The organism is Streptomyces yongxingensis (assembly GCF_055597465.1).
Window position 1 is genome coordinate 1,680,486 of sequence record NZ_CM145717.1, and the last position, 23,642, is coordinate 1,704,127.

Consider the following 23,642-nt stretch of genomic DNA (forward strand, 5'->3'; position numbering starts at 1 on the left):
CGGTTGGGTTTGCCATTGTCAGCTCCGCAGTCGAGTCTCGTCAGAGGTCGTTCTTGTCGTAGGCCATGCGCACGAGGTCATCCACGTCCAGGTCGTCGATGGACTCGGTGGGCTCCTCGTCCGCCGGTGCGGTGGCGGGGTCGTGGGAACCGGCCAGCCGCAGCAGCTCGTCCAGCAGTCCGGATTCGCGGAGCCGGAGCAGGGGGATGGAGGTCAACGCCCGGCGGACATCGGCCTCTTCGGGGTCGAGGGCGGTGGCGGCGGTGTCGTCGGGGAAGAGTTCGGCGCCGATGTGTCCGGCGAGTTCCTCCGCGCTCGGGTAGTCGAAGACGACGGTGACGGGGAAGCGGAGCCCGGTGGCGGTGCCCAGGCGGTTGCGCAGATCGACGGCGCTCAGGGAGTCGAAGCCCAGCTCGCGGAAGGCGCGCGTGGCGTCGACGGCCTCGGGGCCGGAGTAGCCGAGGACGGTGGCGATCTGCGAGCGCACCAGCGACAGCACGGCCACCTGCCGGTCCGCCGGTGCCATCCCGGCCAGCCGGTCGCGCAGCGAGGAGGACTCGCCGGTCGCGTCCGCCCGGGTGTCGGCGTCGACGGCGAGGATCCGCGCCACGTCGGGCACCTGGCCGATGAGCGGGCTGGGCCGGGCCGAGGTGAAGACGGGGACGAACCGCTCCCAGTCCACGTCGGCGACCACGACCACGGTCTCGTCCCGCTCCATCACCTGCCAGAAGGCGTCGATGGCGAGCCGGGGGGACATGAAGGGGATGCCCCGGCCGCGCAGTTGCTCCTCGGCGAGGTTGGCGGCCATCCCGCCCTCCTCGGGGCTCCAGATGCCCCACACCACCGAGGTGGCGGTGAGCCCGCGGGCCCGGCGGTGCTCGGCCAGCCCGTCGAGATAGGCGTTGGCGGCGGCGTACGCGCCGTGTTCGCCACTGCCCCAGACGGCGGAGATGGAGGAGAAGAGCACGAAGGAGTCGAGTGTGTCCCGGTCGAAGAGGGCGTCCAGGTTCGCCGCGCCCGCGACCTTGGCCTCCGCCGTGTCCGCGAACTCGGCCAGATCGGTGTCGGCGAGCGGGACGAGCACACCGGCACCGGCGATGTGCAGTACGGAACGGATGGGCGGGCCCTCGGCCTCCACCTGCCGTACGAGCGCCTCCAGCGCGGTGCGGTCGGCCACATCGCACGCGGCCACGGTGACCTTGGCGCCGAGCTCGGTCAGTTCGGCCTTGAGCTTGTCCGCGCCGGGCGCCTCGGGGCCACGGCGGCTGGTGAGCACCAGGTGTTCGGCACCGGCCTGGGCCAGCCGGCGGGCGATCTGGGCTCCGACGCCACCGGTGCCGCCGGTGAGCAGCACGGTGCCTTCGGGGGCCCACGCCGGGCCGCTCCCCCGGTGCTCCGCCGCCCGTACCAGTCGCCGGACGAACACCCCGGAGGGTCGCAGGGCCAGCTGGTCCTCGTCGTCGAGGCGGCCCGCGAGCGCGCCGCACAGCCGCGTGGTCACCCGGCCGTCCACGGTGTCCGGCAGGTCGACCATGCCGCCCCAGCGCTGGGGGTGTTCGAGGGCGGCGACGCGGCCCAGTCCCCATACGGCCGCCTGGGCGGGGCTGTCGAGGGCATCGGTGCCGCCGACGGACACGCCGCCACGGGTGGCCAGCCACAGCGGAGCGTCCACCCCGGTGTCGCCGAGGGCCTGGACGAGGGCGAGGGTGAGCGCGAGTCCCATGGGCACGCCCGCGTGTGCGGGGTGCGGTGCGTCGGGGAGCCCGAGCAGTGAGAGCACCCCGGCCGGGGTGGCCCCGGCGGTGGCCTCGGCGAGCCGCGCGGCGACCGCGGCGCGGTCCGCCTCGGCCACCTCGACGGTGACGACCGTGGCGCCGTGGGTCTCCAGGCCGCCGCGTACCGCGTCGATGAGCGCGGTGCCGGGGTGTCCGGCGGGGTCTCCGACGAGGTGCCGGGCCGGGACCGCGAGCAGCCAGGTGCCGGTCAGGGCCGCGGAGGCCGGGTCCGGCACCCGGTTCCAGGTGACGTGGTAGCGCCAGGAGTCGAGCACGGACCGCTCGCGGCGGCCGCGCCGCCAGGAGGACAGCGCCGGGAGCACGGTCCGCAGCGACGACCGCTCCTCGTCGGCGTCCACCTCCAGCGCGGCGGTCAGCGCGGCCAGGTCCTCGCGCTCCACGGCGTCCCAGAACTCGGCGTCCACCGGGTCGCCCCCGGTGGCGGCCGCCTGCGCCGGGGGCCGCTCCAGCCAGTAGCGCTGCCGCTGGAAGGCGTAGGTGGGCAGTTCCACCACGGACGCCCCCAGCCCGGCGAACACCGCGGCCCAGTCGACGGCCACGCCCCGCACGAACGCCTCGCCCAGCGAGGCCAGGAACCGCTCCGGACCGCCCTCGTCGCGGCGCAGCGACCCCACCACCACGGCGTCCTCGGCGGTCGCCTGGAGCGGCATGGTCAGCACCGGATGCGGGGACATCTCGAGGAACGTGCCGAACCCGGCGGCGGACAGGGCCCGCACCGCAGACTCCAGCTCGACCGTCTCCCGCAGATTGCTGTACCAGTACCCGGCGTCCAGACCCGCGGTGTCCAGGGGTGTGCCCGTGACGGTGGAGTGGAAGGTGATGTCCGAGGTGCGTGGGCGGATCGGGGCGAGCAGGTCGAGCAGTTCCTCGCGGAGCGCTTCCACCTGGGCCGAGTGGGACGCGTAGTCCACCGGGATCAGCTTCGCCCGTACCTCCTCGGCCTCGCACTCCGCCTGGAGTTCACGCAGCGCCTCCGGGTCACCGGACACCACGATCGAGCCGGGGCCATTGACCGCCGCCACCGATATCCGACCGTCCCAGGCGGTAATCCGCTCCCGCACCCGTTCAGCGCTCTCCGAGACGGACATCATCCCGCCACGCCCCGCCAGCCCACGCCCGATGGCCTGCGACCGCAGCGCCACCACCCGCGCGCCGTCCTCCAGCGACAGCGCACCCGCCACCACCGCCGCCGCGATCTCCCCCTGCGAATGCCCCACCACCGCGGCAGGCACCACACCACACGCCCGCCACACCTCCGCCAACGACACCATCACCGCCCACAACGCCGGCTGCACCACATCCACCCGCCCCAACCCCGGACCCCCACCCCGCAACACCTCAGCCAACGACCAGTCCACAAACCCCGACAGCGCCACCTCACACTCCGCCAACCGACCCGCGAACACCGGCGAAGCATCCAGCAACCCCACCGCCATCCCCACCCACTGCGACCCCTGCCCCGGAAACACGAACACCGGCTTCCCGGCATGGCCCGCCACGCCCTGGGCCACGAGGCCACCGGGCTCGGCCCGGGTGAGCGCCGTCAGCCCGGCGCGGAAGTCCTCGACGCCGCCACCGACCACCACCGCGCGGTGGTCGAAGCGGGCGCGGGTGGTGGCCAGCGAGAAGCCCACATCCGCCGGGGACGGCTCCGGACCCTCCGCGAGGCGTGCCAGCAGCCGCTCCGCCTGCCCGCGCAGACCGGACTCGGTCTTGGCCGACAGCACCCACGGCACCGCCGCGTCGCCCACCGGTGGCACGCCCTCGGTTGACGTGTCCGCGGGCCCGGTGGCCTCGGGGGCCTGCTCGATGATGGCGTGGGCATTGGTGCCGCTGGCGCCGAAGGCGGACACCCCGGCGCGGCGGACCCGCCCGGTCTCCGGCCACGGCCGGGCCTCGGTGAGCAGTTCGACGGCGCCCGAGGACCAGTCCACATTGGGCGACGGCTCCTGGATGTGCAGGGTCCTGGGCAGCACGCCGTGGCGGATCGCCTGCACCATCTTGATCACACCGCCGACTCCCGCGGCGGCGGCCGTGTGGCCGATGTTGGACTTCAGCGAGCCGAGCCACAGCGGCCGGTCGGCCGGGCGGTTCCTGCCGTACGTGGCCAGCAGGGCGTTCGCCTCGATGGGGTCGCCCAGCGACGTTCCCGTGCCGTGTGCCTCGACCACGTCCACGTCGGTGCCGGACAGGGTGGCGTTGGCCAGCGCCTGGCGGATCACCCGCTGCTGGGCACGGCCGTTGGGCGCGGTGAGGCCGTTGCTGGCGCCGTCCTGGTTGACGGCGCTGCCGCGGACCACCGCGAGCACGGTGTGGCCGTTGCGGCGGGCGTCCGAGAGCCGCTCCAGCAGCAGCACCCCGACGCCCTCGCCCCAGGCGGTGCCGTCGGCCGTCGAGGAGAACGCCTGGCAGCGGGAGGAGGCGGACAGCGCCCGCTGGCGGCTGAACTCGATGAAGCCGCTCGGCGTGGACATCACGGTGGTGCCGCCGGTGAGCGCCATCGAGCAGTCGCCCTGGCGCAGCGCCTGGCAGGCCATGTGCAGTGCCACCAGCGAGGACGAGCACATGGTGTCGACCGTGACGGCCGGTCCCTCCAGGCCCAGGGTGTAGGCGACCCGGCCCGAGAGGATGGCGCCGGAGGCGCCCATGGACATCTGGCCTTCGAGCCCCTCGGGGAGCTCGGTCAGATCGCGGGCGTAGTCGAAGTCGGTGGCGCCCATGAAGATGCCGGTGTCGCTGCCGCGCAGGGTGCCCGGGTCGATTCCGGCCCGTTCGAAGGTCTCCCACACCACTTCCAGCAGCAGCCGCTGCTGTGGGTCCATGGTGAGGGCCTCGCGCGGCGAGATACCGAAGAACGCCGGGTCGAACTGGTCCACGTCCTGGAGGAACCCGCCCTGGCGGGCGTAGGTGCGGCCCTCGCGGTCGGGGTCCGGGTCGAAGAGGTTCGGCAGGTCCCAGCCCCGGTCGGCCGGGAAGTCGCCCATGCCGTCCCGGCCTTCGGCCACGGCCTGCCACAGGTCCTCGGGGGATCGGATGTCGCCCGCGTAGCGGCAGTTCATCGCCACGATGGCGATGGGCTCGGGGGCCTGCAGCTCCTGGATCCGGCGGTGTGCGGCGCGGAGGTGGCCGGTGGCCCGCTTGAGGTAGTCGCGCAGCTTCTTCTCGTTGTCCATGGTCGTCAGCTCCTCAAGAGGGCCGGAACGTCGGTGGCGGCCGGGGCGGTGGCGCGGCGGTTCATGAGGCCGTCAGATCCCGGCCCAGCAGCTCGAACATTCCGTCGAGCAGCTCGAACATCTCGTCGTCCGTGGCCGATTCGATGTCGTCCAGCTCCAGGGCGGCGAGGGTGGACTGGACGCGGTCGAGCTCGGCGAGCGCCGCGGTGTCCACGGACTCCCCGCCCGACGGCAGGAGTTCCTCCCGCAGCAGCACGGCGAGGTCGTCGGCGGTGGGGTAGTCGAAGACGAGGGTGACCGGCAGCCGCAGCCCGGTGGCGGCGTTCAGCCGGTTGCGCAAGTCGACGGCGGTGAGCGAGTCGAAGCCCAGCTCCTTGAAGGCCCGTCCGGTCTCGACCGCGCCCGCGTCGGCGTAGCCGAGGGCCGCGGCCGCCTGCTCGCTCACCAGCTCCACCAGGGCGGTGTGGCGGTCCGCCGGGCTGAGCTCCGCGAGCCGCGTGCGCAGCACGGCGGCGCCACCGGCCTCCTCCCGCTCCGCTCCGGCCGGGTCCTGCCCAGTGCCGCCCGCCTCGGGGAGGTCGGCGAGCAGCCGCAGCGGGCGGGTGGCGGACAGGGCGGGTGCGAAACGGCCCCAGTCGATGTCGGCCGCGACGAGGAAACCGTCGTCGTGCGCGACCGTCTGCCGCAGCAGCTCCAGCGCCCGTGCGCCGTCGATGGGCGGCGCGCCACGGCGTCGCAACTGGTCCGCCACTTCGCCGTCGATCATTCCGCCGCCCGCCCAGGCGCTCCAGGCCACCGAGGTGGCGGGCAGGCCGCCCGCGCGGCGCAGCTGGCCGAGCGCGTCGAGGTACGCGCTGGCCGCCGCGTAGTTGCCCTGTCCTGCGGCGCCCACGGTGCCGGCGATCGAGGAGATCAGGACGAACGCGTCGAGGTCCAGCTCCCGGTCCCGGGTGAGCTCGTGCAGATGGCGCGCGCCCGCCACCTTGGGGCGCAGTACGGCCTCGATCCGCTCGGGAGTGAGCGCGTCCACGGTGGCGTCGTCCAGCGCGCCCGCGGCGTGCACCACGGCGGTGAGCGGGTGGTCCGCGCTGTCGCCCATGACCTGGTCCAGCAGGTGTGCCAGCGCCTCGCGGTCGGCCACATCGCACGCGGCGACGGTCACCCGGGCGCCGCGCTCGGCCAGTTCGGCCTCCAGCTCGGCCGCGCCCGGGGCCCGGGGCCCGCGGCGGCTGACCAGCACCACGTGGTCGGCGCCCTCGTCGACCAGCCCGCGGGCGATCTGGGCGCCGACGCCACCGGTGCCGCCGGTGATCAGGACGGTGCCGCGGGGCTGCCAGCGCTCACCGGAGCGGCTGGCCCCGGCCCGCCTGAGCCGCCGGGCGAGGGTGCCCGAGGCGCGGATGGCCAGCTGGTCCTCGCCGTCCTGACCGGTCAGGGCGCGGGCGAGGGCCCGGAGGGAACCCTCGTCGAGCGTCCCGGGCAGATCGACCAGCCCGCCCCAGCGCTGCGGATGCTCCAGGGCGACCGCACCGCCCAGGCCCCAGACCAGGGCTTGCGCGGGGGCTTCCAGCCGGTCGGCGCCACCGGTGGAGACCGCGCCACGGGTGACACACCACAGGGGCGCGTCGACGCCCGCCTCGCCCAGCGCCCGCACCAGGTCGAGCGTGGTGGCGAATCCGGTGGTGACGTCGGGGTGTTCCGGGTGCGGTGTCTCGTCGAGAGCGAGGAGGGACACCACACCGCCGGGCGCCCCGGCATCCCCCAGGGCTTCGGTGATACGGGCGGCGAGCCGGGCGCGGTCGGTGTCGTCCGGGCCGATGCGTATGGGCACGATCTCGACGCCGAGCGCGGCGAGCCCGGCGGTGATGGCCTCGGTGGTGTCGGGGCTGGTGTTGGTGGGTCCGGTGACGGCGGGGCCGGTGGTGGCGGTCTTGGTGGCGGTAGGCCCGGCGGAGGCGGGCCCGGCGGAGGCGGGCCTGGCCTCGGCAGCCCCGTTGTCGACGGCTCCGGCGGTGGCGGGCCCGGCGTAGGCGGCCCCGGTGGTGGTGGCCCCGGCCCCGGCACCCTCGGTATCAGTGGCGCAAGCCTCGGCGGGCACCGCCACCAGCAGGCGGCCGGGGAGTGCGGGGGTCCGCTGGCTGTCGAGCGGTTGCCAGCCGATGCGGTAGCGCCAGGAGTCGAGCACCGCCTGGTTGCTCAGCCGGGACCGCCACGACGAGAGCAGCGGAAGCACCTCGCTGAGCGGCGCGTCGGCGTCCGCGCCCAGTGTGGCCGTCAGCGTGTCCAGGTCGGCCTTCTCGACCGCGGTCCAGAACTCCGCCTCCGCCGGGCCGGTGGCCGCCTCGGCGACGGGCCCGGTCCGGGGCTCGACCCAGTAACGGGCGCGCTGGAACGCGTACGTGGGAAGGTCGACGCGCCTGGCTCCCCGCCCGGCGAACAGCCCCCGCCAGTCCACCTCCGCGCCGTGGACATAGCCCTGGGCGAGCGAGAGCAGCATCCGCTCGGGGCCGCCCTCCTCGCGGCGCAGGGTGCCGATGACGGCGGCCGAGCCCTCGGCGGCCTCGACGGTGGCCTCCATGGCGGCGGCCAGCACGGGGTGCGGACTCACCTCCACGAACAGCCGGTGACCGCTGCTGAGCAGCGCCCGGGTGGCCGCTTCGAGCTGTACGGTCTCCCGCAGGTTGCGCGCCCAGTAGGCGGCGTCGAGCCCGGCGGTGTCGAGGGGTTCACCGGTGACGGTGGAGTGGAAGACGATCCGTGAGGTGCGCGGCCGGATGGGGGCGAGGATCCGCAGCAGCTCGCCGTGGATCTTCTCCACCTGGGCCGAGTGCGAGGCATAGTCCACCGGGATCAGCTTCGCCCGGACCTCCTCCGCCTCGCACTCCGCCCGGAGTTCACGCAGCGCCTCCGGGTCACCGGACACCACCACCGCGCCGGGGCCGTTGACGGCCGCCACGGAGATACGGCCGTCCCAGGCGGCGATCCGCTCCCGCACCTCCTCGACCGGCAGGGACACGGACATCATTCCGCCGTGTCCGGCCAGCCCACGCCCGATGGCCTGCGAGCGCAGCGCCACCACCCGGGCCCCGTCCTCCAGCGACAGCGCACCCGCCACCACCGCCGCCGCGATCTCCCCCTGCGAATGCCCCACCACCGCGGCAGGCACCACACCACACGCCCGCCACACCTCCGCCAACGACACCATCACCGCCCACAACGCCGGCTGCACCACATCCACCCGCCCCAACCCCGGACCCCCACCCCGCAACACCTCAGCCAACGACCAGTCCACAAACCCCGACAGCGCCACCTCACACTCCGCCAACCGACCCGCGAACACCGGCGAAGCATCCAGCAACCCCACCGCCATCCCCACCCACTGCGACCCCTGCCCCGAAAACACGAACACCGGACGGGCCTCCGGCACCGCCGCGCCCTCGCCACGCACCACGCCTACGGACACCGCTCCGGAGGCCAACGCCTCCAGGTGGCCCAGCAGTCGGGAGCGGTCCGTGCCCACCACCGCGGCGCGGTATTCGAAGGCCGACCGTCCGGTGGCGAGCGAGTGGCCGACGTCTGCCGGGGACACCTCGGGGCGCTCGTTCAGATGCGCCAGCAGCCGCTCCGCCTGCGCCCGCAGGGCCGCTTCGCTCCTGCCGGAGAGCACCCAGGGGACGGCCGAGCCGCCGAGCGCGGTCCCGTCGAGGGCGGGGGCATCGAGCGCGGGCGCGTCGTCTCCCTGGTCCTCCCCGACCGGCGGGGCCTGTTCGAGGATCACATGGGCGTTGGTGCCGCTCACGCCGAACGCGGACACCCCGGCGCGGCGCGGACGGCCACGCTCGGGCCACTCCCGGGCCTCGGTCAGCAGCTCGACCGCGCCGGAGGACCAGTTGACGGCCGGGGACGCCTGCTCGACGTGGAGTGTCTTGGGCAGCGTCCCGTGGCGCAGCGCCATCACCGTCTTGATGACGCCGCCGACCCCGGCCGCCGCCTGGGTGTGGCCGATGTTGGACTTGAGCGAGCCCAGCCACAGCGGATGGCCGGAGGTGCGGCCCTTGCCGTACGTGGCGAGCAGCGCGCCCGCCTCGATGGGATCGCCGAGCGCGGTGCCCGTGCCGTGGGCCTCGACGGCGTCGACGTCGTCCACCGTGAGCCCGGCGGCGGTCAGCGCCGCCTCGATGACCCGGCGCTGGGCGGGGCCGTTGGGCGCGGCGAGGCCGTTGCTGGCGCCGTCCTGGTTCATGGCGCTGGAGCGCAGCACGGCGAGGACCGGGTGGCCGTTGCGGCGGGCGTCGGACAGCCGTTCCAGCAGCACCATGCCCGCGCCCTCGCCCCAGCCGGTGCCGTCGGCGCCCGCGGCGAAGGACTTGCAGCGGCCGTTGGCGGCCAGCCCGCGCTGATGGCTGAACTCGACGAAGACACCCGGGGTGGCCATGACCGCCACCCCTCCGGCGAGCGCCAGCGAGCATTCGCCGCGGCGCAGCGCCTGGGCCGCCAGATGCATGGTCACCAGCGAGGACGAGCACGCGGTGTCCAGGGTGATGGCCGGTCCCTCGAGGCCGAGGGTGTAGGAGATCCGGCCGGAGGCCACGCTGGAGACGTTGCCGATCAGCAGGTGGCCCTCGACGCTCCGCGGGGCGTACTGCGGGTCTCCGCCGTACTGGAACGAGGCGAGCCCCACATAGACTCCGGCCCTGGTGCCCTTCAGCGAGAGCGGGTCGATGCCCGCGCGTTCGATCGCCTCCCAGGACACCTCCAGCAGCAGCCGCTGCTGCGGGTCCATGGCCAGCGCCTCGCGAGGGGAGATGCCGAAGAAGGCCGGGTCGAACTGGTCGGCGTCGTGGACGAATCCGCCTTCGCGGGTGTTGCAGGTGCCGGACCGGCCCGGGTCGGGGTCGTAGAGTCCCTCGACGTCCCAGCCCCGGTTGGCGGGGAACTCCGAGATCGCGTCCCGGCCCTCGGCCACCAGCCGCCACAGGTCCTCCGGCGAGCGGACGCCGCCGGGGAAGCGGCAGCCCATCGCGACGATGGCGATCGGCTCCCGCTCGTCGGCCTCGATCCGCTCCAGCCGGTCACGGGCCTGCTTGAGGTCGGAGGAGACCCGCTTGAGGTAGGTGAGGAGTTTCTCTTCGTTCTCGTTCGCCATCAGGAAGCCCCGAATTCGTTGTCGATGAAGTCGAAGACCTCGTCGGCGGTAGCGGAGAGGAGGCCGGTGTCGGGGGACGGCCCGCCGGTGTGGTCCCCGGGCGTGCCGCCCAACTTCGCCATGAGGTCGTTCAGACGCCCCGTCAGCCGCTCCCGCACCCCGTCGTCGGCCATCAGCTCGGGCAGCGCGGACTCCCACCGGTCCAGGTCGTCGAAGAGGGTGCGCGCGTCCGCCGGGCGGGCCGACGGCAGCTCGCCGCGGAGGTACTCGGCCAGTGACGCGGGCGCCGGGTAGTCGAAGACGAGGGTGGCGGGCAGGTCGAGTCCGGTGACCGCGGCCAGCCGGTTGCGCAGCTCGACGGCGGTGAGCGAGTCGAAGCCCAGCTCCTTGAACGGGCGGCCGCCGGCGACCGCGTCGGACGAGGAGTGGCCGAGCACGGCCGCCGCCTGGGCGTGCACCAGGTCCCGCAGGGCGCGGTCCAGGTCCTCGCCCGTCAGGCCCGCGAGGCTCGCCAGGAAGGTGTCCGCCACGTCGTCCGGCCCGGTGGTGTCGGGAGCCGCCGCGGTGGCGAGGGCGTCGCGCACCTCCGGCAGCTCGCCGATCAGCGGCCGGGGGCGTGCGGCGGTGAATCCGGGGACGAAGCGGTCCCAGCGCACATCGGCGAGGACGAGGGAGGTCTCGCCGGTGTGCAGCGCCTCGCTCAGCGCGGCCACCGCCAGCTCCGGTGCCATCGCGGGCAGGCCACGGCGGCTGAGGTGTTCCGCCACCTCGCCGTGCTCGATCATGCCGTGGTCGGCCCAGGGGCCCCAGGCCACCGAGGTGGCCGGGAGACCGCGTGCCTCGCGGTGCTCGGCGAGCGCGTCCAGGCAGGCGTTGGCGGCCGCGTAAGCGCTCTGTCCGCCGCTCCCCCAGGTGGCGGCGATCGACGAGAAGAGCACGAACGCCTTGAGGTGGTCCTGGTCCAGCAACGCGTCCAGATGGGCGGCGCCCAGCACCTTGCCGTCGGCCATCTCCGCGAAGTCGGCCACCGTACTGTCGGCGAGCTGGGAGAACTCCACGACGCCCGCGGCGTGGAAGACGGCGTGCACCGGGTCGCCCCCGGTGGTGATCCGGCGCAGCAGCGCCGCCACCTCGTCGCGGTCGCGGACGTCGCACGCCGCCACCGTCACCCGGACACCGCCCTCGCCCAGCGCGATCAGCTCGTCGCGCAGTTCGGCGGCGCCGGGCGCCGCCATGCCACGGCGGCTGGTGAGCACGAGGTGTTCGGCACCGGAGCGGGCCAGCCAGCGGGCCACCTGGGCGCCGAGCCCGCCGGTGCCCCCGGTGATCAGCACGGTGCCATGCGGCTTCCAGCTCTCCCGGCCCGGTGTGCGCAGCGGCGCCCGGACCAGCCGCCGGACGAACGCCCCGGCGCCGCGGAGGGCGAGTTGGTCCTCCGGACCGCTGTCACCGGCGATGCCGGAGAGCGCGGCGCACAGCCGGTCCGCCGTCCGCTCGTCGAGGTGCCCGGGGAGGTCGACCAGACCGCCCCACCGCTGGGGGTGCTCCAGGGCCACGACCCGGCCGAGGCCCCAGGTGGCGGCCTGTGCGGGGCTGCCGAGCGGATCGGATCCGCTCACCGACACGGCGCCGGCGGTGGCGAGCCACAGCGGGGCGGCGATGCCCGCGTCGCCCAGCGCCTGGATCAGCCCGACGTTGAGGGCCAGACCGGTGCTGAGCGCGGTGTGTTCGGGGTGCGGGCCGTCGTCGAGGGCGAGCAGCGAGAGCACACCGGCCGGTGTGCCACCGGTGTCCGCCTCGTGACGCAGCCGCCCGGCGAGCGCGTCACGGCCGCTCGTGGCCACGGTGAGGGGCACGACGCGCGCCCCGCGCCGGTCGAGGGCGGCCGCCACGGCGGCGACCTGCGCGCCGTCCGCCCGGCCGTCGGGCACGGCCACCCACCAGGTGCCGGACAGCGGCGCCGTACGCTCCTCCACGGCCACCGGGGACCAGGTGATCCGGTAGCGCCAGGAGTCCACGGTGGCGCGGTCGCTCTGGCCCCGACGCCAGGAGGAGAGCGCGGGCAGCAGTTCGCCGAGCCGCGCCTGCCGGTCGATCTCCAGGGTGGTGGTCAGCGCCTCCAGGTCCTCGCGCTCGACCGCCTCCCAGAAGCGGGCCTCCACGGAGGACGCGTCCGTGGCGGCGGCGGTCGGCGTTCCCGGCGTGGCGGGGTCGAACCAGTAGCGCTGCCGCTGGAAGGCGTACGTGGGCAGCTCCACCCGATGCGCACCGCGCCCGGCGAACACCGCCTCCCAGTCGACCTCGCCACCGTGAGCGTGCACCTGGGCGACCCCGGACAGCAGCGCCTCGGTCTCGTCGCGGTCCTTGCGCAGCAGCGGTACGAAGGCGGCCGCACCGGAGACGCACTCGCGGCCCATGGCGGAGAGCACACCGGCCGGGCCGAGCTCCACATAGCGGATGACACCCTGAGTCTCGAGGAACCGCATGCCGTCCCCGAAGCGGACCGCCTGCCGCACATGGCGCACCCAGTACTCCGGCGAGCACACCTCCTCACCCGCCAACTCGCCCGTGACGTTGGAGACGATCGCCAGACGCGGTGCGCAGTAGCCGATCCGGCCCGCCACCTCGGCGAACTCGGCCAGCATCCCCTCCATCAACGGCGAGTGAAACGCATGCGAGACGCTCAGCCGCTTGCTCTTGCCCCCCACCGCCTCCGCCACAGCGAGCACCGCGGACTCCTCACCGGAGACGACGGTCGCCGCCGGGCCATTGACCGCCGCAACGCTCACCCGGTCCTCGTAACCGGCCAGATGCGGCAGCACCTCAGCCTCCGGGGTCTGGAGGGAGACCATCGCACCGCCGCCGGGCAACGCCTGCATCAGCCGACCACGCGCTGCGACGAGAGCGGCCGCGTCCTCCAGCGAGAACACCCCCGCCACATGGGCGGCCGCCAGCTCCCCCACCGAGTGCCCCACCACGAAATCCGGCGCCAGACCCCAGGACTCCACCAGCCGGAACAGCGCCACCTCCAAAGCGAACAGCCCCGTCTGAGTGAACACCGTCCGATCCAGCGCCTCGCCGTCCTCGCCGAACACCACCTCCCGCACCGAACCGTCCAGATGACGGTCCAGCTCCGCGCACACCCCGTCGAACGCCGCCGCGAACACCGGGAACGCGGCACACAACTCCCGCCCCATGCCCAGCCGTTGCGCGCCCTGACCGGTGAACAAGAACGCCGTCCTGCCCTCGTCGTCGGCCACCGTGCCCGGGACCACGCCCGCGGCGAGTTGCTCCAGTCCGCTCAGCAGTTCCTCACGGTCGCGGCCGACGACCGCCGCCCGGTGGCCGAAGGCGGACCGGGTCAGCGCCAGCGCATAGCCCACATCCACCGGATCCAGCTCCGGCCGCGCCGCCACATACGACCGCAGGCGCTCCGCCTGGGCGCGCAACGCGCCCTCGGTACGGCCGGACACCACCCACGGGACAACGTCGGTGCGCACCGACGGCTCCGGCTCCGGTTCGGTGGCCGGGTCGGCGGGCGGCTCCTCCAGGATGAGGTGGGCGTTGGTGCCGCTGATGCCGAAGGCGGACACCCCGGCGCGCCGCACCCGCTCGCCCGCGGGCCACTCCCTGGCCTCGGTCAGCAGCTCGACGGCCCCGGCCGTCCAGTCCACGTGCGGGGTGGGCTCCTTGACGTGGAGCGTCCTGGGCAGCAGGCCGTGCCGCATCGCCATGACCATCTTGATGACTCCGGCGCCACCGGCCGCGCCCTGGGTGTGGCCGATGTTGGACTTCAACGCGCCCAGCCTCAGCGGCCGTTCGGCCTCCCGGCCCTGGCCGTAGGTGGCGAGGATGGCCTGGGCCTCGATCGGGTCGCCGAGCGTGGTGCCGGTGCCATGGGCCTCGACGGCGTCCACCTCAGCGGCCGACAGCCCGGCGTTCGCCAGCGCCTGGCGGATCACCCGCTGCTGGGAGGGGCCGTTGGGGGCGGTGAGGCCGTTGCTGGCGCCGTCCTGGTTGACGGCCGAGCCGCGCACCAGCGCCAGCACCTCGTGGCCGTATCTCCGCGCGTCGGACAGCCGCTCCAGGAGCACCATGCTGACGCCCTCGCCCCAGCTGGTGCCGTCGGTGTCGGAGGAGAACGCCTTCGACCTGCCGTCGGGGGCGAGCCCGCGCTGCCGGCTGAACTCGATGAACAGACTCGGCGTCGACATCATCGTCGTGCCGCCCGCCAGTGCCATCGAGCATTCGCCCTGGCGCAGCGCCTGCGCCGCCTGATGGATGGCGACCAGGGACGAGGAGCACGCGGTGTCGATGGTGAGCGCCGGGCCCTCCCAGCCGAGGGAGTAGGCGATGCGGCCGGAGACCACACTGGCGGCCTTGCCGGTCAGCAGATACCCCTCCATGTCCTCGGGGATCTCGCCCAGCCGCGAGGCGTAGTCCTGGCCGGTGGAGCCGATGAACACACCCGCCGTGCTGCCCTTCGTGGACCGCGGGTCGATCCCGGCGCGCTCCAGCGCCTCCCAGGAGGTCTCCAGCAGCAGCCGCTGCTGCGGGTCCATGGCGAGCGCCTCGCGCGGGGAGATCCCGAAGAACTCGGGGTCGAAGTCGTAGGCATCGTAGAGGAAGCCGCCTTCCTTGGCGTAACTCCTGCCCGGCGCATCGGGGTTGGGGTCGTACAGCTCCTCGACGTTCCAGCCGCGGTCGGTCGGGAACGTCGAGATCACATCGCGGCCGTCCGCCACCAGCTCCCACAGGTCCTCGGGGCCGCGGACCCCGCCGGGCAGCCGGCAGCTCATGGCCACGATGGCGATCGGATCGTCGTCGGCGGGGCGGCCGGCGGCGACCACGGCCGCCGCTTCCTCCCGCTCGCCCAGTGCCTCGCGCCGCAAGTGGTCCACCAGCACGGCGGGGGTCGGGTAGTCGAAGAGGAGGGTGGTCGGCAGCCGCAGCCCGGTGGCGGCGCCCAGCCGGTTGCGCAACTCCACGGCGGTCAGGGAGTCGAAGCCGACCTCCCGGAAGGCGCGGGTGGCCTCGATGTCGTCGGGGGCGGCGAGCCCCAGCACGCCCGCCGCGTGTTCCCGCACCAGGTCCAGCAGGAACGGGTCCCGGTCCGCCACCGGCAGGGCGGCCAGCCGCCGCCCGAAGGAGCTCTCGTCGCTCTCCGCGGCCCCGCCTCCGCCACCGGCCCGTACGACGCGGCGGACCGGCGTCCTGACCAGGCCGCGCAGATAGGCGGGTACGGCGTCCTGGCCGGGGGTGGCGGCGCTCGCGGCGCGCTTGCGCAGGTCGGCCAGGTCGAGCCGGACGGGCACGAGCGTGGCGTCGCCCACCGCCCGAGCGGCGTCGAAGAGTTCCATGCCCTCCGCGCTGGGCAGCGGACGGATGCCGGAGCGCGCCATGCGCCGCACGTCGGCGTCGTCCAGATGCCCGCTCATGCCGCTGCGCTGCTCCCACAGGCCCCAGGCGAGGGACTGGGCGGCCAGGCCGCGGGCCCTGCGGTGCTGGGCGAGGGAGTCCAGGAAGGCGTTGGCGGCGGCGTAGTTGGCCTGCCCGGCGTTGCCGATGGTGGCGACGACGGAGGAGTAGAGCACGAACGCGGCCAGGTCGCCGTCCGCGGTCAGCTCGTGCAGATTCCACGCGGCGTCCACCTTGGGCCGCAGCACCCGGTCGAGCCGCTCGGGGTTCAGCGCGTCCACGACGCCGTCGTCGAGCACACCCGCCGCGTGGATCACGGCGGTCAGCGGATGCGCGGCGGGTATCGCACCGAGAAGCCCGGTGAGCGCCTCCCGGTCGGCCGCATCGCAGGCGGCGACGGCGACGCTGGCCCCCAACCCGGCCAGCTCGGAGCGGAGTTCGTCCATGCCGTCGGCCGCGGGCCCACGCCGACTGACCAGCAGCAGATGCCGTACGCCGTGCTCGCCCACGAGATGGCGGGCGACGAGCCCGCCCAGGGTCCCGGTGGCGCCGGTGATGAGAACGGTGCCTTCGGGGTCCAGCGGTCGGTGGCTGTCGGCGGGCCCGGTGGCCCGGGTGGCGGTGGCCCCGGCGGCCTTGGGGGCGACCCTGGTGGCCCCGGTGTCGGCCACGGCGGTCCCGGTGGCGGCGGCCGCAGTGCCGGTGGCACCCGCCCCCTTGGTGGCGGCAGCCCGGGTGTCGGCGTTCTCGTCAGCCCCGGCAGCCCCGGGGTCAGTGGCCCCAGCAGCTCCGCTGGCGGCAACCTCAGCAACTCCGGCGGTGGCCGCAGTGCCCGTGGCACCGGCCCCCTTGGCGGCGGCAGCCCCGGCAGCCCGGGTATCGGCAGCCCCGGGGCCAGTGGCCCCGGCAACCCCGGCGGCGGGGGCCCCGGTAAACCCGGTGGCTGTGGTCTCGGTAGCCGAGGCAATCCTGGTGGTGGCCCCATCAGCTCCGGTGGCGGGGGACTCGGCGGCCCCTGTCCCCCTCGGCACCCGCCCCAGCCGGGGCACCCTCACCCGGCCCTCGCGGACCGCGCACTGGGGTTCGCCGGAGGCGACCGCGCCCGGGAGGGCGGCCGGCGAATCCGGCTCGGCGTCGACGTCCACCAAGAGGAAGCGGCCGGGGTGTTCCGACTGGGCCGAGCGCACCAGGCCCCATACGGCGCCGTGGGCGACATCCGGGACCTCTTCGCCGGGGGCGGCCGCGACCGCGCCGCGGGTGAGGAACACCAGCCGGGAGGAGGCGAGGCGCTCATCGGAGATCCAGCGCTGGATCAGCGCCAGCGCTCGGTGGGTGGCCGCGTGGGCCGCCTCCGCCACACCGCCCTCGCCGTCGCCCTCGGCGACGCACGGCACCAGGACCGCGTCCGGCACGTCCGCCATCTCGTCGTAGGGCACCGCGTCCACGGCCGCGGAGAGCCCGAACGGATCGTCGCCGAGCACCGCCCAGCTCGCCGGGGACACGGTCGCGGGGGTGTCCGCGGCGGACACCACGGGCCACTCCAGGCGGAACAGCGACGGGTGGAGGGCGGAGCGGCCGCCGATCGGTTCGGGCGTGTCCACCGCGCGCAGCACGAGCCGGTCCACCGAGGCCACCGGGGCGCCGCTCAGGTCGGCCGCGACGACCGCGTACGTATCGGGACCCGTCGGCGTCAGCCGCACCCGCAGCGCCGTCGCGCCCGTGGCGTGCAGGGCGACACCGCTCCATGCGGCGGCCAGCCGCGACCCGCCGCCGTCGCCCGGGGTTTCCACCGCGTCGAGCGCCGACTCCAGCAGCACCGGGTGCAGTCCGTAGCGCCCGGCGTCGGCCTCCTCGGCCTCGGTCAGCCCGACCTCGACGTAGAGGTCCGCACCGAGCCGCCAGGCGGCGACGGCGCCTCCGGCCACCTCCACCGGGACGGCATCGGCCGGAGGCCACGCGGCCAGGCCGATATCGGCGGCCGGAGCACCGGTGCCCAGGACCGCCGTGGCGTACCGCGTCCACGGCTCGTCGGAGTCCGCCCCCTCGGCGCGCGCGTGGACGCTGAGGGCGCGCGAGCCCCCGCCGTCCGGGACGCCGACACGCACCTGGATCACCGCCGCGCCCTTCTCGGGCAGCACCAGCGGCGCGTCCAGGGACAGTTCCTCGATCCGGCCGCAGCCGACCTGGTCGCCCGCCCGGACCGCCAGTTCGGCGAGGGCGCTGCCGGGGAGCACGGCCGCGTCCGGGCCGGTGCGCTCGGTCAGCCAGGGGTGGTCCTGCGCGGAGATCCGGCCGGTGAACAGGTGGTCGTCCGCGCCCGCCAGCGGGACCGCAGCGCCGAGCAGCGGATGCCCGGCCGCGTCGAGCCCGGCCGCCGCCACATCGCTCGCCGCGACCGGCTTGTCCAGCCAGTACCGCTGCCGCTGGAACGGATACGTCGGCAGCTCCACGGCAACCTCACCGCGCCCCGGCGCGCCCCCGAACACGGCGTCCCACGACGGCTCGACACCCTGGACGTACGCCTCGGCGAACGAGCCCGCGAAGCGCTCCGGGCCGCCCTCGTCCCGGCGCAGCGTGCCGACGACGACGGCGGCGTTTCCGCCCGCGTCCTCGACGGTCTGCTGGAGCGACATGGCGAGCATGGGGTGCGGGGCGCACTCGATGAACGCCGTGTGACCGTCGGCCAGCAGCGCCCGGGTGGCCCGCTCGAAGTCCACCGGCTCGCGCATGTTCCGGTACCAGTAGTCGGTGTCCAGTTCCGTGGTGTCCAGCGGCCCGCCGGTCACCGTGGAGTAGTACGCGATCCGTGAGGCGCGTGGCCGCACCCCCGCCACCTCGCGCAGCAGCCGCTCGCGCAACCCGTCGACCTGCGGGGAGTGCCCGGCGGTGTCCACGCCCGGCACCCGGCGGGACTTCACCCCGTCGGCGGCGAGCTCGGCCATGAAGGCGTCCAGGGCCTCCGGGTCGCCGGAGACGGTCACCGTGCCGGGGCCGTTGACGGCGGCGATGCCGAGCCGTTCGCTCCACGGCCGCAGCCGCTCGGCGACCGTCCCGGCCGAGGAGAGCACCGAGAGCATGCCGCCCTTGCCGCTCAGCTCGGCCCACGCCTGGCTGCGCCGGGCCACCACCTTGGCGGCGTCCTGGAGCGAGAGCCCTCCGGCCACGTACGCGGCGGCGATCTCGCCCTGCGAATGGCCGACCACCGCGGCCGGTTCGACGCCGTGACCGCGCCACAGCGCCGCCAGCGACACCATCACCGCGAACAGCGCGGGCTGCACCACGTCGATGCGGGACAGCGACGGCGCGCCCGGCTCACCGCGCAGCACATCGCGCAACGACCAGTCCAGGAACGGCTCCAGGGCGTCGGCGCACTCCTCAAGCCGCTCCGCGAAGACGGGCGAGGCGTCCCACAGCGGGAGCGCCATCCCGATCCACTGCGAGCCCTGCCCGGGGAAGACGAACACGGTCTTCCGCCGCCCGCCCGCCGCGCCCTGGACCACGTGGGGCGCCGGGGCGCCCTGTGCGAGCGCGCCGAGCCCGTCCAGGAGCCGCTCCCGGTCCCGGCCGAGGATCACCGCACGGTGGCCGAAGGCCGTACGGGTGGTGGCGAGGGCGTGGCCTAGTGCGGCGAGGTCGGTGCCGGGGTGGTCGGCCAGGTGGTCCCGCAACTGCTCGGCCCGGGTGCGCAGGGCCTGTTCGGTGCGTCCGGACAGCACCCAGGGCAGCACGGGCAGCACCGGGGCCGCCGGGCGCGGCTCGTCGTGGCCGGCGGCCGGTTCGACCGGTTCGGCCGGCGCCTGCTCCAGGATGGCGTGTGCGTTGGTGCCGCTGATGCCGAAGGACGACACGCCCGCGCGGCGCGGCCGCTGGGCTTCCGGCTCCGGCCACGGCCTCGCCTCGGTCAGCAGCTCCACGGCCCCGGACGACCAGTCGACGTGCGGCGAGGGCTCGTGTACATGCAGGGTCCGGGGCAGGACGCCGTGGCGCAGCGCCATCACCATCTTGATGACCCCGGCCACGCCCGCGGCGGCCTGGGGGTGGCCGACGTTGGACTTCAGCGAGCCGAGCCACAGCGGCCGGTCCTCGGCGCGGCCCTGGCCGTAGGTGGCCAGCAGCGCCCCGGCCTCGATGGGATCTCCGAGCGAGGTGCCGGTGCCGTGTGCCTCGACCGCGTCCACATCGGCCGCGGTGAGTCCGGCGTCGGCCAGCGCCTGCCGGATGACCCGCTGCTGGGCCGGGCCGCTCGGGGCGGTGAGGCCGTTGCTCGCGCCGTCCTGGTTGGTGGCGGAGCCCCGGACCAGCGCCAGCACCTGGTGGCCGTTGCGCCGCGCGTCCGACAGCCGCTCAAGCAGCACCATGCCCACACCCTCGCCCCAGCCGGTGCCGTCGGCGTCGGACGAGAACGCCTTGCAACGGCCGTCGGGCGACAGCGCCTTCTGGCGGCTCAGCTCCACGAAGATCCCGGGGCTGGACATCACGGTGGCGCCGCCGGCCAGCGCCAGCGAGCACTCGCCCTGGCGCAGCGACCGGACGGCCATGTGCAGGGCCACCAGCGAGGACGAGCAGGCCGTGTCGACGGTGACCGCCGGGCCCTCGAGACCCCAGGTGTAGGCGATCCGGCCGGAGGCGACACTGGTGGTGCCACCGGTCAGCAGATAGCCCTCGAACCCTTCCGACGCCTCGTCCATCCGCGGCCCGTAGTCCTGCGGCATGGCGCCGACGAAGACACCGGCGTCGCTGCCCTTGAGCGTGGTGGGGTCGATCCCGGCGCGCTCGAACGCCTCCCACGCGGTCTCCATCAGCAGCCGCTGCTGGGGGTCCATCGCCTGGGCCTCGCGCGGGCTGATGCCGAAGAAGGCCGGGTCGAACTGGTCGGCCTCGTAGAGGAATCCGCCCTCGCGCACATAGCTGGTGCCGTGGCGGGCCGGGTCCGGGTCGTAGAGCCCCTCCAGGTCCCAGCCCCGGTTGGCGGGGAAGCCCGCGATGGCGTCGCGGCCCTCGCTGACCAGTTGCCACAGTTGCTCGGGGGTGCGCACCCCGCCGGGGAGGCGGCAGCTCATCGCCACGATCGCGACCGGGTCGTCGTGGTCGGTGGTGACGGTCCGAGTGGCGGCCGGGCGCGGGGCCACGGACGCCGGGGAGCCCACCACCACGTCCTGGAGGTGGTGGGAGAGGGCCAGCGGGGTGGGGTGGTCGAAGAGCACGGTCCCGGCGAGCCGTGTTCCGGTCGCGGTGCTGAGGAGGTTGCACAGCTCGACGGACATCAGCGAGTCGAAGCCGAGGTCCTTGAAGATCTTCTCGGGGTCGACGGCGTCGGGCCCCGGGGAGCCGAGCACCCAGGCGGTGTGCGTACGGACCAGCTCCAGCGCCACGCGCTCGCGCTCGGCGGCGTCGGTCAGGGCCGCGAACTCCGCACGCCAGGAGAGGGGTTCATCGGTGGCGGCGTCCTCGGTGCCGGGGAGGTCGGTGTCCAGCCAGTAGCGCTGCCGCTGGAAGGCGTACGTGGGCAGCTCCACCCGATGCGCACCGCGCCCGGCGAACACCGCCTCCCAGTCGACCTCGCCACCGTGAGCGTGCACCTGGGCGACCCCGGACAGCAGCGCCTCGGTCTCGTCGCGGTCCTTGCGCAGCAGCGGTACGAAGGCGGCCGCACCGGAGACGCACTCGCGGCCCATGGCGGAGAGCACACCGGCCGGGCCGAGCTCCACATAGCGGGTGACACCCTGAGTCTCGAGGAACCGCATGCCGTCCCCGAAGCGGACCGCCTGCCGCACATGGCGCACCCAGTACTCCGGCGAGCACACCTCCTCACCCGCCAACTCACCCGTGACGTTGGAGACGATCGCCAGACGCGGTGCGCAGTAGCCGATCCGGCCCGCCACCTCGGCGAACTCGGCCAGCATCCCCTCCATCAACGGCGAGTGGAACGCATGCGAGACGCTCAGCCGCTTGCTCTTGCCCCCCACCGCCTCCGCCACAGCGAGCACCGCGGACTCCTCACCGGAGACGACGGTCGCCGCCGGGCCATTGACCGCCGCAACGCTCACCCGGTCCTCGTAACCGGCCAGATGCGGCAGCACCTCGGCCTCCGGGACCTTCAGCGACACCATCGCACCGCCGCCGGGCAGCGCCTGCATCAGCCGACCACGGGCCGCCACCAGCGCACAGGCGTCCTCCAGCGAGAACACCCCCGCCACATGGGCGGCCGCCAGCTCCCCCACCGAGTGCCCCACCAGGAAGTCCGGCGCCAGACCCCAGGACTCCACCAGCCGGAACAGCGCCACCTCCAAAGCGAACAGCCCCGTCTGAGTGAACACCGTCCGATCCAGCGCCTCGCCGTCCTCGCCGAACACCACCCCCCGCACCGAACCGTCCAGATGACGGTCCAGCTCCGCGCACACCTCGTCGAACACCGCCGCGAACACCGGGAACGCGGCACACAACTCCCGCCCCATGCCCAGCCGTTGCGCGCCCTGACCGGTGAACAGGAACGCCGTACCGCCACTGGCCGCCACCGCGCCCGGGACCACGCCCGCGGCGAGTTGCTCCAGTCCGCTCAGCAGTTCCTCACGGTCGCGGCCGACGACCGCCGCCCGGTGGCCGAAGGCGGACCGGGTCAGCGCCAGCGCATAGCCCACGTCCACCGGATCCAGCTCCGGCCGCGCCGCCACATACGACCGCAGCCGCCTCGCCTGGGCCCGCAGCGCCGCCTCGCCGCGGGCCGAGAGCACCCACGGCACCGTGTCGAGGCCCGTCCGGCGTTCCGCGGCCGGGTCGTCGGCGGGTGCCTCCTCCAGCACCATGTGCACATTGGTGCCGCCCATGCCGAACGAGCTGACGCCCGCGAGCCGTGGGGTGTCCGCCTCCGGGGCCCAGGCGTCGAGGGCGGTCTGGACCGTCAGGCCCAGGGCATCCAGGGGGATCGCGGGGTTCGGTGTCTCGTGGTTGAGGCTCGGGAACAGCTCGCGGTGGGCGAGCGAGAGCACCGTCTTGATGAGGCCGGTGACGCCGGCCGCGCCCTCGAGGTGGCCCACGTTCGTCTTGGCGGAGCCGACCCGCAGGGGCGCGCCGTCCGCCCGGCCGGCGCCCAGCACCGCGCCCAGCGCCGCGGCCTCGACCGGGTCGCCGACCTTGGTGCCGGTGCCGTGCAGTTCGACGTACTGGACCCGGGCGGGGTCGACCCCGGCGCGCTCGTAGGCGGCGCGCAGCATGGCCTCCTGCCCGTGGGCCGCGGGGGTGGTGAGGCTGTCGCCGCCGCCGTCGTTGTTGGCCTCGGAGCCGCGGATCACGCACAGCACGGGGTCGCCGTCGCGGAGTGCGTCCGGGAGCCGCTTGAGTACGACGAGGCCGCCGCCCTCGCCGCGCACATAGCCGTTGGCGCGGGCGTCGAAGGTGAAGGAGCGGCCGTCCGGGGAGAGCGCGCCGAACCGGGAGGCGGCGATGAAGCCGTCGGGGGCGAGGTTGAGCTGGACGCCGCCCGCGACGGCGGTCTCGGTCTCGCCGCGCCGCAGGCTCTCGCAGGCCAGGTGCACGGCGGCCAGGGACGAGGACTGCCCGGTGTCCACGGCCACGCTCGGGCCGCGCAGCCCCAGGGCGTAGGAGACCCGGTTGGCGATGATGCCGCGGTTCAGGCCGGTGAGGGTGTGCTGGGTGATGGCGGCCGGTTCGCGGCGGTGGACCAGGGTCGCGTAGTCGTCGGCGATGGCGCCGATGAAGACGCCGGTGCGGCTGCCCTCGAGTTGTGCGGGGACGAGTCCGGCGTTTTCCAGGGCCTCCCAGCACAGTTCCAGCGCGAGTCGCTGCTGGGGGTCCATCGCCCGTGCTTCTCGGGGTGAAATCCCGAAGAACTCCGGATCGAACTCGGCTGCCGTTTCGACGAACCCGCCGAATCGAATACCGGCGTCCCGGAGCTCATCGGCATACCGGTCCGCCGGGATCTCCGTGATGGCGCTCTCTCCATTGCGCAGCAACTGCCGGAACTGATCCGGAGTCGATGCGCCCGGCACGCGACATGCCATACCGACGACCGCGATGTGCCCGTCACGCACCAGGGAGTTCTCCGACATCACGACCTCAGACTCTTCTCTCAGTTGAGATTACGACGCGACT

At 74.4% G+C, this 23,642-nt stretch carries 3 protein-coding genes; all 3 read right to left on the minus strand.

Translation table 11 applies throughout. The annotated features are described in order from the left end of the window. Positions 1 to 40: 40 nt before the first annotated feature. Positions 41 to 4,969 carry a type I polyketide synthase gene (locus ACZ6TD_RS06680; protein ID WP_471351567.1) on the minus strand — a complete coding sequence of 1,643 codons (4,929 nt, stop codon included), beginning with the start codon at positions 4,967 to 4,969 and terminating at the stop codon, positions 41 to 43. A 61-nt stretch (positions 4,970 to 5,030) separates the two neighbouring features. After that, positions 5,031 to 10,115, minus strand: a complete 5,085-nt coding sequence (locus ACZ6TD_RS06685; RefSeq protein ID WP_471351568.1) for a type I polyketide synthase — start codon at positions 10,113 to 10,115, stop codon at positions 5,031 to 5,033. Continuing rightward, a complete protein-coding gene (locus ACZ6TD_RS06690; protein WP_471351570.1) occupies positions 10,115 to 23,599 on the minus strand; it encodes a type I polyketide synthase in 13,485 nt (4,494 codons plus the stop codon). Before ACZ6TD_RS06690 ends, ACZ6TD_RS06685 begins: the two co-directional genes overlap by 1 nt. Positions 23,600 to 23,642: the final 43 nt, after the last annotated feature.

Bases quoted from the DNA above. Each gene is read 5' to 3' on its own strand.
- ACZ6TD_RS06680 (WP_471351567.1), bottom strand. From the start codon at position 4,969: ATGGACAACGAGAAGAAGCTGCGCGACTACCTCAAGCGGGCCACCGGC.
- ACZ6TD_RS06690 (WP_471351570.1), bottom strand. From the start codon at position 23,599: ATGTCGGAGAACTCCCTGGTGCGTGACGGGCACATCGCGGTCGTCGGT.
- ACZ6TD_RS06685 (WP_471351568.1), bottom strand. From the start codon at position 10,115: ATGGCGAACGAGAACGAAGAGAAACTCCTCACCTACCTCAAGCGGGTC.